Origin of the sequence: Streptomyces sp. SYP-A7185, from assembly GCF_046103685.1 — a bacterium.
Lineage (GTDB): Bacteria > Actinomycetota > Actinomycetes > Streptomycetales > Streptomycetaceae > Streptomyces.
In genome coordinates this window covers 5,025,264-5,041,620 of sequence record NZ_CP122310.1, presented here as the reverse complement: position 1 = coordinate 5,041,620, position 16,357 = coordinate 5,025,264, and the positions used below count along the sequence as shown (strand labels likewise).

Annotated in this window: 12 protein-coding genes; 8 read left to right on the top strand and 4 right to left on the bottom strand. The window is 70.5% G+C overall.

Features of this window, described 5'->3' with window-relative positions:
• The first annotated feature begins 117 nt into the window (after positions 1-117).
• A complete protein-coding gene (locus QBL25_RS22080) occupies positions 118-1,410 on the top strand; it encodes a hypothetical protein (RefSeq protein ID WP_409058751.1) in 1,293 nt (430 codons plus the stop codon).
• A gap of 126 nt (positions 1,411-1,536) precedes the next feature.
• Here QBL25_RS22080 and QBL25_RS22075 read toward each other — a convergent pair whose 3' ends face one another.
• Positions 1,537-3,633 carry a PhoX family protein gene (locus tag QBL25_RS22075; RefSeq protein WP_409058750.1) on the bottom strand — a complete coding sequence of 699 codons (2,097 nt, stop codon included), beginning with the start codon at positions 3,631-3,633 and terminating at the stop codon, positions 1,537-1,539.
• Positions 3,634-4,714: 1,081 nt separating this feature from the next.
• Here QBL25_RS22075 and QBL25_RS22070 point away from each other — a divergent pair.
• The 3 genes from QBL25_RS22070 (at position 4,715) to QBL25_RS22060 (ending at position 7,678) form a co-directional block, all read left to right on the top strand.
• Positions 4,715-5,602, top strand: a complete 888-nt coding sequence (locus QBL25_RS22070) for a VWA domain-containing protein (protein WP_409058749.1) — start codon at positions 4,715-4,717, stop codon at positions 5,600-5,602.
• 101 nt (positions 5,603-5,703) lie between these two features.
• Entirely contained in the window at positions 5,704-7,338 is a 1,635-nt protein-coding gene (metG, locus tag QBL25_RS22065) for a methionine--tRNA ligase (RefSeq protein WP_409058748.1), read from the top strand.
• Positions 7,339-7,492: 154 nt separating this feature from the next.
• Positions 7,493-7,678: a hypothetical protein gene (locus QBL25_RS22060; protein WP_409058747.1), complete on the top strand. Its 186-nt coding sequence runs from the start codon at positions 7,493-7,495 to the stop codon at positions 7,676-7,678.
• A 317-nt stretch (positions 7,679-7,995) separates the two neighbouring features.
• Here the strand turns inward: QBL25_RS22060 and QBL25_RS22055 are convergent, their stop codons facing one another.
• Positions 7,996-8,589, bottom strand: a complete 594-nt coding sequence (locus QBL25_RS22055) for a TetR/AcrR family transcriptional regulator (RefSeq protein WP_409058746.1) — start codon at positions 8,587-8,589, stop codon at positions 7,996-7,998.
• Between the two features lie 160 nt (positions 8,590-8,749).
• On the opposite strand from QBL25_RS22055, the gene QBL25_RS22050 reads away from it, so the two are divergent.
• From QBL25_RS22050 to QBL25_RS22040, 3 genes are all read left to right on the top strand, one after another.
• Entirely contained in the window at positions 8,750-9,703 is a 954-nt protein-coding gene (locus QBL25_RS22050) for an NAD(P)-dependent oxidoreductase (RefSeq protein WP_409058745.1), read from the top strand.
• Positions 9,704-9,802: 99 nt separating this feature from the next.
• Complete coding sequence (locus tag QBL25_RS22045) at positions 9,803-9,997, top strand: DUF664 domain-containing protein (RefSeq protein ID WP_409058744.1); 195 nt, start codon at positions 9,803-9,805, stop codon at positions 9,995-9,997.
• 53 nt (positions 9,998-10,050) lie between these two features.
• Positions 10,051-10,956 carry an ArsR/SmtB family transcription factor gene (locus QBL25_RS22040; RefSeq protein WP_409058743.1) on the top strand — a complete coding sequence of 302 codons (906 nt, stop codon included), beginning with the start codon at positions 10,051-10,053 and terminating at the stop codon, positions 10,954-10,956.
• 138 nt (positions 10,957-11,094) lie between these two features.
• Here QBL25_RS22040 and aspS read toward each other — a convergent pair whose 3' ends face one another.
• The gene (gene aspS / locus QBL25_RS22035) at positions 11,095-12,879 is read right to left on the bottom strand and encodes an aspartate--tRNA ligase (protein ID WP_409058742.1); all 1,785 of its coding nucleotides are present in this window, start codon (positions 12,877-12,879) and stop codon (positions 11,095-11,097) included.
• 164 nt (positions 12,880-13,043) lie between these two features.
• Here aspS and QBL25_RS22030 point away from each other — a divergent pair, with 164 nt between their 5' ends.
• On the top strand, positions 13,044-15,266 hold the full coding sequence (locus QBL25_RS22030; protein WP_409058741.1) for a SpoIIE family protein phosphatase: 2,223 nt from the start codon (positions 13,044-13,046) through the stop codon (positions 15,264-15,266).
• Here the strand turns inward: QBL25_RS22030 and QBL25_RS22025 are convergent.
• Positions 15,179-16,285 carry an AI-2E family transporter gene (locus QBL25_RS22025; RefSeq protein WP_409058740.1) on the bottom strand — a complete coding sequence of 369 codons (1,107 nt, stop codon included), beginning with the start codon at positions 16,283-16,285 and terminating at the stop codon, positions 15,179-15,181. The genes QBL25_RS22030 and QBL25_RS22025 overlap by 88 nt on opposite strands.
• Positions 16,286-16,357 lie beyond the last annotated feature (72 nt).

Genomic DNA, 16,357 nt, shown 5'->3' with positions numbered 1-16,357 from the left:
GTTACGTTCTCTATGGATGACGCACACACAGCGCCCGTAGCTTCATGTCTGTCGCCGCCGCAAAGAGGCATAAAGACGGACAGTTCGCCCGACCAGACCAGTCACAAGGGATCCGCTATGCGTGCCACCCGCCGTACCTTCCGCACCGCCGCCATCGCCACCGGAGCGATCGCCGCTCTCGCCGTCCCGACGGCGGGGGCCTTCGCCGCCGACGCCCCCTCTAACCCGCAGGGCCAGGTCGCCGCGGGTGACCGGCCCGGAGCCACGGACCAGGACGGGAACACCCCGGACGGCAACGGCCGGGACGGGAACGGCCAGGACCAGACCGACAAGGACCAGACGGACCACGGTCAGCAGGACAAGGACCAGGCCGACAAGGACCAGGACCAGACCGACCCCGGCCAGAAGGACAAGGACCAGGACCCCCAGCCGCCGAAGCCCGGTAGCTGGGAGTCCAAGGGCACCACCGACCTCGGCAAGGGCTGGTCCGCCAAGGTCGAGGTCAACGCGTCGGCGCGCAGCGCGCGGGCCGCGATCACCCTCGACGGCGCCGCGAAGGGCTCGCTCACCGCGTACGAGAAGCCCGCGAGCACCACGATCGACGGCAGCACCTTCACCCTGTCGCCCGACGGCACGGTCACCGCCAAGCTCGTGGACAAGGACAAGGACAAGGACCGGGACAAGGACAAGCCCGTCCCCGGCGGCTGGGTCTCCAAGGGCACGACCGACCTCGGCAAGGGCTGGTCCGCGAAGGTCGACGTGAACGCGTCCGCCCGCAGCGCCAAGGCGGAGATCTCCCTCCACCACTCCGTCAAGGGCTCCCTGAAGGCGTACATCGACGCGTCGAGCACCAAGATCGACGGCTCCACCTTCACGCTCACCGCCGACGGCACCATCACCAGGACGGGCGGCAAGCCGACCCCGCCGAAGCCGCAGCCCGACCACAAGCGCACCCTGGTCCACCAGTACACGAACCTCGGCGGCACCGGCTTCGACGCGAAGGTCTACAAGACCAAGGCCGGCTACGAGGCGGATCTGATCGCCAAGTCGCCCGACACCGGCAAGAAGATCGTCTGGGACACCCTCAAGCAGTCCGGCGCCAAGCCCGCGTACGGCCGGCACAACGGCGCGCACTTCGTCCTCAACCCGAACGGCACCATGAAGGGCTGGACCGAGGGCAAGACCCACGGCAACGGCAACGGCAACGGCACCAACACCGGCACCGGTCACGGACAGAAGCCGAAGAACGGCACCTCCACGGTCGTCCCGAAGGGCGGCGTCAAGGCGGGCGCCGACGGCGTCACCCCGGCCGGCGAGAGCGCACCGCTGATGGCGGCGGGCGGCGGCATGGCGGCGCTCGGCGCGGCGGGCCTCGGCTTCGCGCTGTACCGCCGCAAGCAGAGCAACTGACCGGACCTCCGCGCGAGCGCGCGCGGACGACGACGGGGCACCCCTTGGCGAAGGGGTGCCCCGTCGTCGTACCGCCTGGTCACACGGCTGAGCCGTACCGCCTAGCCGTACCGCCTAGCCGTACCGCTAGACGCCGATGTCGCCGCCGTCCTTGCGCCAGACGGAGACGACCGACGGGCGGACGATCTTGCCGGGGCCGTCGGGCCACGCGCTCGCGGGCTTCTCGACGGACGCGCCGTCGATCTCGCCCGGGTGCTGCACGGAGACGAGGACACGGCGGTCCTGGACGAGCGGTCCGCAGGTCTCCGCGCCGTTCGGCATGGTCAGGAACTGCTTGAGCTCACCGCGCCGGTCGCCCTTGGTCGCGACGCCGAACAGACCGTCGTGCGAGCCCAGTTGGTTGCCGTCCGTCGAGATCCACAGGTTGCCGTGCGGGTCGAAGGCGACGTTGTCCGGGCAGGAGATCGGGCTGACCTTGTCCTTCGGGAAGCCCGCGAAGTACGTGGCCGGGTCCTCGGGGTCGCCCGCGACCAGGAAGAGCGACCAGGCGAACGTCGTCGACTCGGCGCGGCCGAAGCGCTCGGTCAGCTCCAGGATCTGCCCGTGCTTGTTGAGGTTGCGCGGGTTGGCCTCGTCGGCCGGGGCCTTGCCCGCCTTGCCGCGGTCGGAGTTGTTCGTGAGCGCGACGTACACCTTGCCGGTGTGCGGCGACGGCTCGATGTCCTCGGGGCGGTCCATCTTCGTGGCGCCGACCTTGTCACCGGCCTGGCGCGTGAAGACGTACACCTCTTCGGCGGTCATGCCGTCGACGTGCGAGACGGCGTGGCCCTTGGGGCCCGCGGTGGCCAGCGGGATCCAGACACCGCTGCCGTCGAACTCGCCGTCGGCGGGCAGCTTGCCGGTGCCGTCGATCTCGCCCGCGGGAGAGTCGCCGGTGAGCTTGGCGACGTAGAGGGTGCCCTCGTCGAGGAGCGTGAGGTTGTGCTCGTGCGCGGCGCGGGAGCTGCCCTTGGCGACGCGCTTGCTGCCGACGAACTTGTAGAAGTAGTCGAACTTCTCGTCGTCGCCCATGTAGACCACGGGGCGGCCGTCGTGCGTGAGGCGCGGCTGCGCGGCCTCGTGCTTGAAGCGGCCGAGCGCGGTGCGCTTGCGCGGGGTCGAGTCCGGGTCGTACGGGTCGAGTTCCACGACCCAGCCGAAACGATTGGCCTCGTTCGGCTCCTTGGCCAGGTCGAAGCGGTCGTCGAACCGCTCCCACTTGCGCTCGGAGGCGGCGCCGATGACGCCGTAGCGCTTGAGGCGCGCGGCGGCGGTCGGCTCGGTGACCTTCTCGGCGTTGGCGAAGTACTGGTTGAAGTTCTCCTCGCCGTGCAGCGTCGTGCCCCAGGGGGTGGTGCCACCGGCGCAGTTGTTGAGGGTGCCGAGCACGGTGGTGCCACGCGGGTCGGCCTTCGTACGGACGTACTCGCTGCCCGCGGCGGGTCCGGTGAGCCGGAAGCGGCTGGTGACGGTGAGGCGGCGGTTGAGCTGGTGGCGCGTGACGGCGGTCAGCTTGCCGCTCCTGCGCTCCTCCTCGACGACCACGACGGAGAGGCCGTGGGCGGCCCAGGCGATCTCGACCTGCTCGCGGGTGGGGTTGGCGGCGTCGTATCCCTTGAACATCAGGATCTCGTCGGTGTACTCGTGGTTGGCGACGAGGACCTGGCGCCCGCGCTCGCGGCGCAGCGGCAGCAGGGAGAGGAAGTCGTTGTTGTAGCCGAACTGCCCGGCCTGCGCCTTGGCGGTCTGGTGGTCGGCGTCGAAGGCCGGGGCGCCGCGCAGGATGGGCTCGCCCCAGCGGATGACGACGTTCTGGGCGTAACCGTCCGGGATCGTCACGGAGTCGGCGGTGTTGGGCGCGACGGGCGTGAAGCGGAGACCGCGCGCCCCCTTTTTGCTCTTGTTGCTCGTCGGGACCGCGGGTTTCCCGGTCGCGGCCGCGGCCTCCGGGGCGGGGCCCGCGAGGGCGGCGCCGCCCGCGGCGGTCGCCACGGTCACGACCGCGGCGGCCCGCATCATGGAGCGGCGGCTGAGCGCCCCCGCTATGACGTCGCCGACGTACTCGTTGTCGCTGGTGTTGGGCACCTCGTGGAAGCAGGCATCACCACAACGGAACCGGCAGGTCAGGGCGGAACGGGCGCCGCTCCCCTGATGCGAGGTGATGATCGGCAGCAGCTTGCGCACGGTTCCTCCGTTGTGTGGCGTGGCACGGGCGTGACCCTGGGTATGGCTTGATTCCGCCGTGACGCTAGGCGCGGAGGTCGGCAGGGCGACGGCCTGAGGGTGAACGGGAGGTGAATCGCGGGCGCACAGAGGGCAGTTGAGCTGCGTGTGCGCGGTAAGGGTGACGCTTGGGCGACCCTCACGAAGATCGCGTATGGCGGCGGCTAACCTTACGTGTCCGCCCTGGCCAGGGGTTATCGGGAATCAACTCACGCGAAGGGGTGCACCCATGGGCATTCTGAGTGTCCTGCGGAACGCGTTCGGACGGTCTTCACGCAAGGGGGAGCAGGAGCGGGCTTCGGAGCCTGGGGCGGTGGCTCCGGAGGCTTCGGAGCGTTCGGAGGCCCGGGAGACCCCGGAGACTCCGGAGACCCCGGAGGCTGCCGCTTCCTCTGCGACGGTGCCGGCGCCTTCCTCCGAACGGGTGCCTCCGGTGGCCGAGCCGAAGGCGACGGTGCCGTCTCCTTCGTCCGAGCCTTCGCCTTCGGCGGTGGATGATCTCGTGGCGGCGGCGTTCGACAGGGACCGCGTCTCGGTCCCGTCCCCTTCCCCGGAGCGAGAGCCTGCGGCTAAGGCTGAGACGGTGGCCCCGGAGCGGGAGCCTGCGGCCCCCGAGGCGGAGACGGTCACCCCGGAGCCTGCGGCCCCCGAGGCGGAGACGGTTACCCCGGAGCCGGAGCCTGCGGCCCCGGAAGCCGAGACCGTTGCCCCGGAGCCTGCGGCCCCCGAGGCGGAGACCGTTACCCCGGAGCCCGAGGCCCCCGAAGCCGAGACCGTTGCCCCGGAGCCCGCGGCCGAGCCGACGGCGGTTGTCGCTGACGCCGCTGCCCCGGAACCGTCAGTTGTGCCCACCCGTCCCGCCCAACGGGACGAATGCCCACAACAAGACACCCCCACCCCCGAAGCTGAGCCCGTCGAAGAGGCCGCCGCCGCTGTGACCGCGGCCGACGAGTCCGTTACCGCTGTGGGCAATCGTCCCGCTGGGCGGGACGGGTGGGCACAGCCCGAGACGCCGGGTGCCGATGAAGCGGCGGAAGTACCCGTGACCTCGGCGGAGCCGGACGCCCCCGTGGCGCAGGAGGCGCCGGACGCCCCCGCTGCCCCGGCGGAGCCGGAGACCCCCCTCGCCGAGGACAAGGCCGAAGTCGAAGCCACCCCGGCGGAGCCGGAGACCCCCGTGGCGCAGGAGGCGCCGGACGCCCCCGCTGCCCCGGCGGAGCCGGAGACCCCCGTGGTGGCGGAGTCTCCCCTTGCTCCGGCGAAGCCGGTTCTCTCTGTGGCCAAGTTGAAGAATCGGGCCCCCGGCCTCGCCTCCGCCTACAAGGCGGCCGCCGCCGCCCTGGAGAAGAGGGACCTCACCGGCACCCGCGCCCCCGTATACCTCGTACTGGACCGCTCCGGCTCCATGCGCCCGTACTACAAGGACGGCTCCGCCCAGAGCCTGGGCGAGCAGGTCCTGGCCCTGGCCACCCACACCGCCCCGGACCCCGAGGCCCCCGCCGTCCACGTCGTCCTCTTCTCGACGGAGATCGACGGCACCGGCACCCTCACGCTCCCCGAGCACGAGGGCAAGGTCGACGAGCTGCACGCCGCGGCGGGCCGCATGGGCCGCACCAGCTACCACGCGGCGATCGAAGCGGTCGTGGCCCACTACGAGGAGTCGGAGCACAAGGGCGAGCCCGCCCTCGTCGTCTTCCAGACGGACGGCCCCCCGGATGCGAAGGGCCCCGCCAACCAGGCCCTCGCGGACGCGGCCAAGCACCCCCTCTTCTTCCAGTTCGTCGCGTTCGGCGAGCACGAGGCGAAGGGCTTCGACTACCTCCGCAAGCTGAAGGCGGAGAACGCCGCCTTCTTCCACGCGGGCCCCACCCCCCGCGAGCTCACGGACGCGGAGCTGTACGAGGGCCTGCTGGCCGCCTGGCGCCCGTAGTCCCGAAATTCCCAGGGGTGGGCCCATCGGGGTCCACCCCGGCGGTCCACCCCCTGGAATCGAGGTGAACCGCCCGCTCCGGGGCCGTTAGGATTTCGACCATGGCGGCCACTGGATCCGAGAAGCAGGGGACGAGCGAAGGCGCAAAGGCGTTTTACGTGTCGACCCCCATTTACTACGTCAACGACGCTCCTCACCTGGGCCACGCCTACACGACCGTTGCAGGGGACGTGCTCACGCGCTGGCACCGTCAGCGCGGCGAGAAGGTGTGGTACCTCACCGGCACGGACGAGCACGGTCAGAAGATCATGCGCACTGCCGAGGCGAACAACGTCACGCCCCAGGCGTGGTGCGACAAGCTCGTGGACGAGGCCTGGCGGCCTCTCTGGGAGCACCTGAACATCGCGAACGACGACTTCATCCGCACGACGGAGAAGCGGCACACGGACCGCGTGCAGGAGTTCGTCCAGGATCTCTTCGACAAGGGCGAGATCTACAAGGGCGGATACGAAGGCCCGTACTGCGTGGGCTGCGAGGAGTACAAACTCCCCGGCGACCTCATCGACGGCGAGGCCGGCGGCGAGTTCGAGGGGCAGAAGCTCTGCCCCATCCACAAGAAGCCGGTGGAGCTCCTCAAGGAGGAGAACTACTTCTTCAAGCTCAGCGAGTACGGCCCCAAGCTCCTCGCCCACTACGAGGCGAACCCCGACTTCATCCAGCCCGAGTCGGCGCGCAACGAAGTCGTGAACTTCGTCAAGCAGGGCCTCCAGGACCTGTCGATCTCGCGCTCGACGTTCGACTGGGGCGTCAAGGTCCCGTGGGACGACAAGCACGTCATCTACGTCTGGATCGACGCCCTCCTCAACTACGCCACGGCCGTCGGCTACGGCGCCGACGAGGACAAGTTCAAGTCAACCTTCCCCGCCGACGTCCACCTGGTCGGCAAGGACATCCTCCGCTTCCACGCGGTCATCTGGCCCGCCATGCTGATGGCGCAGGGCCTGCCGCTGCCGGGCCGCGTCGCGGCGAACGGCTGGCTGATGGTCGGCGGCGAGAAGATGTCGAAGTCGAACCTGACGGGCATCAAGCCGCAGGACCTCACCTCGCACTTCGGCGTGGACGCGTACCGCTGGTACTTCCTGCGTGCCATCGCGTTCGGCCAGGACGGCTCGTTCTCGTGGGAGGACTTCACCGCCCGCTACACCAGCGAGCTCGCCAACGACTACGGCAACCTCGCCTCGCGCGTGGCGGCCATGGTCGGCAAGTACTTCGGCGGCGCGCTCCCCGAGGCGACGGCGGTCGGCCCGGCGGAGCAGGCGGTCCAGGAGGGTCTGGCCACGGCGGTCGCCGCGGCCGACCGGAAGATCGGCGAGGAGCTGGACTTCCAGGGCGGCATCCTGGCGGTCTTCGCCTTCGTCAAGCAGGTCAACGGCTACATCACGGAGCAGGAGCCGTGGAAGGTGGCCAAGGACGAGTCGCCGGAGGGCCAGGCCCGCCTGGCGACGATCCTCTACACGGCGGCGGAGTCGCTGCGCGCGGTGGCCGTCCTGCTGAACTCGATCATGCCGGAGACCTCGCAGAAGCTGTGGGACTCGCTCGGGGCCGAGGCCTCGCTGGGCGCGCTCGCCGCGCAGAGGGTCCAGGACGCCGGTACGTGGGGTCAGCTGCCGGTGGGGGCGACGGTGACGAAGGGTGCGGTGCTGTTCCCGCGCCTGGAGGAGCCGAAGCAGTCGTAGCACTCTCGAACTGCCGTGAAGGGGCTCGCGATTCATCTCGCGGGCCCCTTCTGCTTGCCCGACTTGGCTGAATCATGCGGGTCACATAGCGATACCGATCACATTCGACCAGAACTCACGCCGTCTTCACATCTTCGTACGTACGCTTCACTGTATGACCACGACTCCCCGAACCCCCGACCGGCCGCGCCCAGCGGCCGAGGTGAACGAGGAGATACGCGCGCTCTGGCTGCGGACGGGCGGATATCTTCGCCCCGAACAACACCTGGAGTACGAAAAGCTCGTGGCCGAATGGGCAGAGGCGACGGCCGCGGAGGCCTCGCACAGCCCGGCCGTCTGAGCGGTCAGTGCAGTCGAGTCGCAACGCGATTCAACAACTGAGCGTGTCTTCATGAGCCACGGGCGACGTGTTTCAACAACACCGCCCGGGCTCCACCCGATACACCAGCCTCATCCGATACACCACGCCACATCCGATACACCGCCACTGCGCGCCCGCCGAGCGAACCACCGCCCGGCGGGCGTCTTCATTCGGCCTGGCGTATCCGCCGAATCCGCAGATTCCGCCGTATCCGAAGAATCCGCCGAGTCCGCCGTGTCCGCGGAACCCTCCGAGTCCGCCGAACCCGTCGGCTCCCCCCGCTCACTCAGGCCCGCTCACCGCTCGTACGACCTCACGAGCCGTGCCAGCTGACGTCCCACGGCCCGCAGCGGCTCCTCGCTGCGGCTGACCTGGGCGGTCACCTCCGCGCCCTCCAGGGCGCTGATCACGGTGGTCGCCAGTTCGCGCGCGTCCTCGGCGGCGAAGCCCGCGCCGAGCAGCTTCCCCTCGACCAGGCGCTCCCAACTGGCCAGCGCGGCCGCGCACACCCGCTGGATCTCCGAGTCCGTCCCCAGCGTCTCCAGGGCCGCCGCGGTGACGGGGCAGCCGTCGACCCAGCCCGACTCCCGCAGCCCCACGGCCAGTTCCGCCGCGCAGGACTCGATGGCGGCGCCGGGAGTGTCCGCCTTGCCCAGGGCGTCGCGCAGCAGGACGGCGAACTCCTCGCCGCTGTGGGTGATCGCGGCCACCGCGACGGCTTCCTTGCCGCCGGGGAAGAAGTGGTAGACGGAGCCGAGGGTGGCCTCCGCGTCCTTCGCGATCTGCTTGATCCCGGTGCCGACGTATCCCTGCCGCTGGAGCAGCCGGGCGGCGGCGATGACGATGCGGTCGCGGGTGCCGGGCGTTGCGGCTGCGCTGGTCTGGGGCATGCCGGTCAGCTTACCCCGCAATTAGTTAGAGCGTTCGTTCCAGAGACGTGCTACGTTGTGCCCGACGCGCTAAATAGAACGCTCGTTACAGCCCGGGAAGCAGTCTCGGGAACAGCCCCGGGACGCACACCCACGCCCCGGAAACCCTGGAGGAAAAACCATGAACGCCACCCCGAACGCGAACACGACCCTGAGCACGACCGCGAACGCCACCCCGAACACGAACCCCGCCCCGGTCACCCTCATCGGGCTCGGCCCCATGGGTCACGCGATGGCCTCGGCCCTGCTCGACGCCGGCCACCAGGTCACCCTCTGGAACCGCACCGCGTCCCGCGCGGACGACCTGGTCGCGCGGGGCGCGATCCTCGCCGCCACTCCCCAGGAGGCCGTCGCCGCCAACGAGTTGGTGATCCTGAGCCTCACCGACTACACCGCGATGTACGCCGTCCTGGAACCGGCGGCAGCGGTCCTCGCGGGACGCGTGATCGTCAACCTCAGTTCGGACACCCCGAAGAAGGCGCGCGAGGCGGCGGACTGGGCCGCGGGGCACGGCGCCGCGCACCTCACGGGCGGCGTCCTCGTACCGCCTTCGGGCATCGGGAAGCCCGGGTCTTCGACGTTCTACAGCGGCCCGCGAGAGGCGTACGACAAGCATCGCGCGACCCTGGAGGTCCTCACGGGAGAGACGGACTACCGCGGTGAGGACGCGGGCCTGGCGGCGCTGATGTACCAGCTGAACATGGTCATCTTCTGGACGAGCATCTCCAGCTACTGGTACGCGATCGCCCTCGCGAAGGCCAACGGCCTGACGGCGGCGGACATCCTGCCGTACGCCTCCGAGAACATGACCGGGATGCCGGAGTTCCTGTCCTTCTACACGTCGCGCATCGACGCGGGGAACCACGCGGGGGACGTGGACCGCCTGGCGATGGGCCTGGCGAGCATGGAACACGTGGTGGACACGCACACCGACGCGGGCGTGGACGCGGCACTGCCGTCGGCCGTGGCGGACCTGTTCCGGCGCGGGATGGACGCGGGCCACGCGGCGGACAGCTTCTCCAGCATCGTGGAACTGCTGGGAACGAAGGCGGGAGCAGCGACACCCGCGCATTGAACGCACTGAACGCACTGAACGCACTGAGCAGGCAGGACACCAGGCAGGACACCGGCACCGGACCCCATTGTCAGTGCCGGCTGCCAGACTCGCCGCACGATGGGCGAGGAGGTCCGGGTGGGGTACTGCACCGACGACGACCGTGAGCGCGCGCGGCGGATCGTGGAGGCGGCGCGATCGCTGGACCCGGCGGGTCCGCGCAGATCCGGCGGCGATCCGATCCCCCTGCGCAGGGTCCTGCTGAACATGATCGAGGAGTCCGTCCGCCACGACGGGCGGGCGGCGGGGGCTTAGGCGATTCGGTCCCACGGGTTGGACATGCAGGCAAATGCCTGCATGATGGAGGGGTGAACGACAGCAGCACCGGCCCGCGCCCCGAGACGGCCGCCGCCGGGGTCGACAAGGTCTTCAAGGCCCTGGCCGACCCCACGCGGCGCTATCTCCTTGACCAGTTGCGCGGCAACAACGGCCAGACGCTGGGTGAGCTGGCCGAGCGCGTCGAGATGACGCGACAGTCCACCACCCAGCACCTGGCCGTCCTGGAGGCCGCGAACCTGATCAGCACGGTGTGGCGGGGCCGGACGAAACTCCACTACCTGAACCCGGTGCCGCTCCACGAGATACAGGAGCGCTGGATCGACAAGTTCGAGCACCCACGTCTGCGCGCGCTCAGCGCCCTGACCCGCACGGCGGAGGCCGCCATGACCACCAGCCCCACGAACGCTTCGGACCCGACGAACACCTCGGACACCTCGGACACCTCAGTCACCTCGACCGACTTGAAGACCGCCGACGCGGCGAAACCGTCGTACGTCTACGTCACCTACATCGAGAGCACCCCGGAGAAGGTCTGGCACGCCCTCACCGACGCGGACCTCACGGCCGCGTACTGGGGCCACTCCAACGTCTCCGACTGGCAGCAGGGCTCCCCCTGGGAGCACCGCCGCACGGACGGCTCGGGCATCGCGGACGTGGTGGGCGAGGTGCTCGAAAGCACGCCCCCGACCCGCCTGGTGACGACCTGGTCGTACCCCGGCACGCCCCCCGGCTCGGCCGAGGCCTCCCAGGTGACGTTCGACATCGCACCGCACGGCGGCATCGTCCGCCTCACGGTGACGCACGAGAACCTGGCGGACGAGAAGGAACGCCGTGACGTCGGCTCCGGCTGGCCGGCGGTCCTCTCGAACCTGAAGTCCCTCCTGGAGACGGGCTCCCCCCTCCCGGAGGAGCCCTGGCTGGTCCCGGGCGCCTGACCCCGGTCCGCCCGCCCCCACCCGCGTACGGCCACGCGGAACCCCGAACTCCCGGACTCCCGGACACGCGAACACGCGAACACGCGAAAGGGCCCGGAACCATAAGGTTCCGGGCCCTCAAGCAGCTTGCGGGCGGTCTTACTTGTCCGTCTCGCCCTTGCCGGACGCCACCGGCTTGCGCAGCTGGATGTTCAGTTCGCGCAGGCGCGACTCCTCCAGCTCGGAGGGGGCGCCCATCATCAGGTCCTGGGCGTTGCCGTTCAGCGGGAACGCGATCGTCTCGCGGATGTTCGGCTCGTCCGCGAGGAGCATCACGATGCGGTCGACGCCGGGGGCGATGCCGCCGTGCGGCGGGGCGCCGAGGCGGAAGGCGCGGAGCATGCCCGCGAACTCCTGCTCGACCGTCTCGCGCGTGTAGCCCGCGATCTCGAAGGCCTTGAGCATGACCTCGGGCTCGTGGTTGCGGATCGCGCCGGAGGACAGCTCGATGCCGTTGCAGACGATGTCGTACTGCCAGGCGAGGATGTCCAGCGGGTCCTTCTCCTCCAGGTCCTTCATGCCGCCCTGGGGCATCGAGAAGGGGTTGTGGGAGAAGTCGATCTTGCCGGTGTCCTCGTCCTTCTCGTACATCGGGAAGTCGACGATCCAGCAGAAGCGGAAGACGCCCTCCTCGAAGTGGCCCGCGCGCTTGGCGGCCTCCACGCGGACGGCCGACATGATCTTCGAGACCTCGTCGAACTCGCCCGCGCCGAAGAAGACCGCGTGGCCCGGGGCGAGGGAGAGGCGCTTGGTGAGCTCCTCGACGTTCGCCTCCGTCAGGAACTTCGCGATCGGGCCCGTCAGCGAGCCGTCCTCGGCCACGCGCACCCAGGCCAGGCCCTTCGCGCCCTGCTCGACCGCGTAGTCGCCGAGGCCGTCGAAGAACTTGCGGGACTGCGAGGCCGTGTCGGGGACGGGGAGGGCGCGGACGTGCTTGCCCGCGAACGCCTTGAACTCCGAGTCGGCGAAGATGTCCGTGATGTCGGTCAGTTCGAGCTTGGCGCGCAGGTCGGGCTTGTCGTTGCCGTACTTCAGCATCGACTCGCGGAACGGGATGCGCGGGAACGGGGAGGTGACCTCGCGGCCGTTGCCGAACTCCGTGAAGATCTCCGTCATGAGCTTCTCGATGGGCTGGAAGACGTCTTCCTGCTCCACGAAGCTCATCTCGACGTCGAGCTGGTAGAACTCGCCCGGCGAGCGGTCGGCGCGCGCGTCCTCGTCGCGGAAGCACGGCGCGATCTGGAAGTAGCGGTCGAAGCCCGAGATCATCAGCAGCTGCTTGAACTGCTGCGGGGCCTGCGGGAGCGCGTAGAACTTGCCCGGGTTCAGGCGGGAGGGCACGACGAAGTCGCGGGCGCCCTCGGGGGAGGTCGCGGCGAGGATCGGCGTCGCCATCTCGTTGAAGCCGAGGGCCACCATCTTCGAGCGGATCGAGGCGATCACGGACGAGCGCAGCATGATGTTGCGGTGCATGCGCTCACGGCGCAGGTCCAGGAAGCGGTACTCCAGGCGCCGCTCCTCGTTCACGCCGTCGTCCGCGTTGACCGTGAAGGGCAGCGGGGCGGCGGTGCCGAGCACCTCGACCTCGGCGGCCTCGATCTCGATCTCGCCGGTGGGCAGCTCGGGGTTCACGTTCTCCGCGCCGCGCGAGACGACCTTGCCGTCGATCCGGACGACCGTCTCCTTGGAGAGCTTGTCGAGCGTCTCGGCGGCGGGGGTGCCGGGGCGGGCCACCAGCTGCGTGATGCCGTAGTGGTCGCGCAGATCGATGAAGAGGATGCCACCCAGGTCTCGGCGATTGTGCAGCCAGCCGCTCAGCCGGACGTCGGAGCCGACGTCAGAGGCGCGGAGCTCGCCGCAGGTGTGGGACCTGTACCGATGCATCTTCGTTCATCCAGTCTTCGCGAATAGGGGAGAGAGCAGACAGTCCCCAAGGCTACCGTCCGGGCGGAGATCGCTTTCCGGATTGATCCGCGGATCACCCCTGGGGTGCTCCGCGGCGTCCCCGGAGGTGGCGACTTGTCCATCGATCTTCCTAAAGTGGGTCAATGCGCACCGACGATCCCTTGCAGCAGGCGGGGGACGAGCCCCTGCCTCCCGTTCGGGACGTCCTGGCCGCGATCGCCACCGGCCTGTGGCGCTGGAACAACACGGCGGGCACCGTCACGCTGGACGCCGAGGCGGCCCGGCTCCTCGGGCTGCCGCCGCACCCCCAGGCCCTCACCGAGGCGGGCGTGCGCTCCCGCTTCCACCCCGTCGACTGGAACGAGATCGACGGCATCGTCCAGCTCGCCGTCGCCGAGGGCACCCTCGCCGAGGCCCGGCTGCGGATCATGGACGACCAGGGGCGGGTCCTGCGCATCGTGCGCAGCCGCTCCAAGCCGATCGTGGACGAGGCGACCCACTCGTACGAGCTGATCGGCACCCTCCAGGAGGTCAGCGAGCCGCCGCCGGGCGCCGCCGCGCGCACCCCGGTCACCGGCGACTGGCGCCGCTCCCGGGAGGCCTTCCTCCTGGACGCCGGGCGCGCGCTCGCCGAGGCGCGGTCGACCGAGGAGGTGCTGCGGGTCGCCAGCGGGCTCTCCATGCCGGGGTTCTCGCCGGACGGGCTCGGCGTCTTCGGGGTCGAGGGCGACCGGCTCAAGGTCATCGGGCATTACGGTCACCAGCCGGGGGACGACCTGCCGTTCTCCGCGATGACCCTGGACACGGACTATCCGGCCGCGGAAGTGGTCCGCACGGGCCGCGCGGTCTATCTCTCCTCGCCCGAGGAGTACCACCGCCGCTACCCCGCCACCTGGCCGCTGGCCCGGCCCTTCGAGCGGCAGTCGTGGGCGTTCCTGCCGCTGACCGTCGCGGGCCGCACGATGGGCGCCTGGCTCGCGGCCTTCGCCTACCCCGTCTCGTTCACGCCGGACGAGCGCTCCGTCCTGACGACCGTGGCCCGGATGCTGGCCCAGGCGCTGTCGCGGGCCGGGGTGGCCGAGTCGGAGCGTGAGCTGACGGAGGGGCTCCAGCGCTCGATGCTGCCGCTGCTGGGGCCGCGCATCCCGGGGATGACCGTGGCCGCGCGGTATGTGCCGACCGGCGGCGGGCTCCAGGTGGGCGGCGACTGGTACGACATGATTCCGCTGCCCAACGGCCGCATCGCCTTCGTCATCGGCGACGTCCAGGGCCACGACGTACGGGCCGCGGGCCTCATGGGACAGCTGCGGATCGCCCTGCGCGCGTACGCGTCCGAGGGGCACCGCCCGGACGCCGTGCTCTCCCGGGCGACCCGCTTCCTGGCGGGGATCACGGACGGCATCACGATCGGGTCGGACGGCGACGCGGGCGGTGATCCCGCCGACCCGCGCTTCGCGACCTGCCTCTACGTGGAGGCCGACCCGGCCACCGGCGTCCTGGAGATCGCCCGCGCGGGCCATCCGGAGCCGGCGATACGGATGAGCGACGGAACGGTCCTGCTGCGCCCCACGGCGGGCGGCCTGCCGCTGGGCATCGACCCGGACGCGGACTACCCCACCACCCGCCTCGTCCTGGAGGCCGGCGAGACGATGCTGGTCTGCACCGACGGACTCATCGAGACCGGCGGCCACGACCTGGACAGCGGCTGGAAGCGGATCCGCACGATCCTGGAGGAGCACGGGGGCAACGGCGACGACGGCCTCGAAGAGCTCGCCGACACCCTCGTGCAGGCCGTGCACGGGCCTTCCTCGCACCACACCACGGGCCCCCTGGTGGACCGCCGCGAGGACGACATCGCGGTGCTGCTGCTGCGCAGGGCCGGGCATCCCGCGCACCGCACGCCCGCGCGCCGCACGGTTCTGACGGTCGCGCAGGCCGAGCCGGAGCGGATCGCGGGGGCGCGGCGCCACGTGCGGGAGCTGCTGCACGACTGGGCGGACGCCGACCAGGTCGACTCGGCGGTCCTGATGGTCTCCGAGATGATCACGAACGTACTGGTGCACACGGACGGCGACGCGCTGCTCGTCGCCGAGGTCATCGGGGAGCCGGGCTCGCGCCGGCTGCGGGCGGAGGTCTCGGACGGCAGCGACGACCTGCCGCACAAGCGCCACCCCGGTGAACTGGCCTCGTCGGGCCGGGGTCTCGTCCTGATGGAGCTGCTCGCCGACGAGTGGGGGGTGGACCCCAGGGGCGAGGGCAAGAGCATCTGGTTCGAGCTCTACGAGGGGGCCGCGGGGCCTTCCACCGGTCTGCCCGAGGCCGATGCCCCCGAGGACGGCGCGGGCCCGGCGGAGCCCGTCGGATAGCGCTCCCGCAGCTCGGAGATCACCCCGAAGGCCGCCGCCGTCACCGGCACCGCGAGCAGCATCCCGAGGATGCCCGCCACGGAGGCGCCCGCGGCGATGGCGAGCATGACGACCGCCGGATGCATCTGCACGGTCCGCGACTGGATCACCGGCTGGAGCACGTGCCCTTCCAGGACCTGCACCGCGAGGACCACGCCGAGCGCCCACAGCGCGATGACGAAGCCCCGGTCGGCGAGCGCGACCAGGACGGCGACGGCGCCGGAGATGAACGCCCCGAGGTAGGGGATGTACGCGCCGATGAAGACGAGTGCCCCCAGCCCCCACGCCCCCGGCACCCGCAGGATCAGCAGCCCGACGGTGATGCACAGGGCGTCGATGAGCGCGATGAACGTGGTGCCGCGCATGAAGCCCTCGACGGCCTCGAAAGCGCGCCGGCCCATCGCCTCGACGGTGTCGGCGGTGCCGCCCGGGGCGAGGGAGCGGATGGAGCGAAGGGCCCGGTCGGAGTCGCGCAGGAAGAAGAAAACGAGCAGCAGCGCCAGGACGGCCATGGCGGTCATCTCGCCGACGACGCTCAGCCCGCTGATCACTCCGGACGCGGCGGACCCGCCGAACTTGCCGAAGAGTTCCTTGGCGTTGGACGCCATGTCGTCCAAGGAGGTCCCGGCGGCCCCGAAGTGCTTGGACAGGTCGGTGGCAGCCTGTTTCAGGGAGGCGACGATCTGGTCGCCGGTGTCGATCAGGGCCTTGACGACGATGTAGAGGGCGCCGCCGACGACCGCGACGACGGCCGCGCAGGTCAGGCCCGCGGCCAGCGACCGCTGCACCTTCATCTTCAGGAGCCAGCGGTAGACGGGCCCGAGGAGCGCGGTGCCGAGCAGGGCGAGCAGGACCGGCGTGACGGCCGCCTTGAAGGTGACGAAGAGCCAGATCGCCACGGCGGCCACGCCGGTGACGAGCAGGAGGACCACGCACCAGGCGGCGGCACGGCGTACGGGCTCGGGCAGAAGGGTGCTCACCCTCCTACCCGAGCACGGGCCGTGCGGCCCCGCACGTCGTGTACGCCGAGTCGCGTACGCGCGGCCGCCGCG

Bases quoted from the DNA above. Each gene is read 5' to 3' on its own strand.
- QBL25_RS22080 (WP_409058751.1), top strand. From the start codon at position 118: ATGCGTGCCACCCGCCGTACCTTCCGCACCGCCGCCATCGCCACCGGA.
- metG (WP_409058748.1), top strand. From the start codon at position 5,704: ATGGCGGCCACTGGATCCGAGAAGCAGGGGACGAGCGAAGGCGCAAAG.
- QBL25_RS22060 (WP_409058747.1), top strand. From the start codon at position 7,493: ATGACCACGACTCCCCGAACCCCCGACCGGCCGCGCCCAGCGGCCGAG.
- QBL25_RS22055 (WP_409058746.1), bottom strand. From the start codon at position 8,589: ATGCCCCAGACCAGCGCAGCCGCAACGCCCGGCACCCGCGACCGCATC.
- QBL25_RS22050 (WP_409058745.1), top strand. From the start codon at position 8,750: ATGAACGCCACCCCGAACGCGAACACGACCCTGAGCACGACCGCGAAC.
- QBL25_RS22045 (WP_409058744.1), top strand. From the start codon at position 9,803: ATGGGCGAGGAGGTCCGGGTGGGGTACTGCACCGACGACGACCGTGAG.
- aspS (WP_409058742.1), bottom strand. From the start codon at position 12,879: ATGCATCGGTACAGGTCCCACACCTGCGGCGAGCTCCGCGCCTCTGAC.
- QBL25_RS22030 (WP_409058741.1), top strand. From the start codon at position 13,044: ATGCGCACCGACGATCCCTTGCAGCAGGCGGGGGACGAGCCCCTGCCT.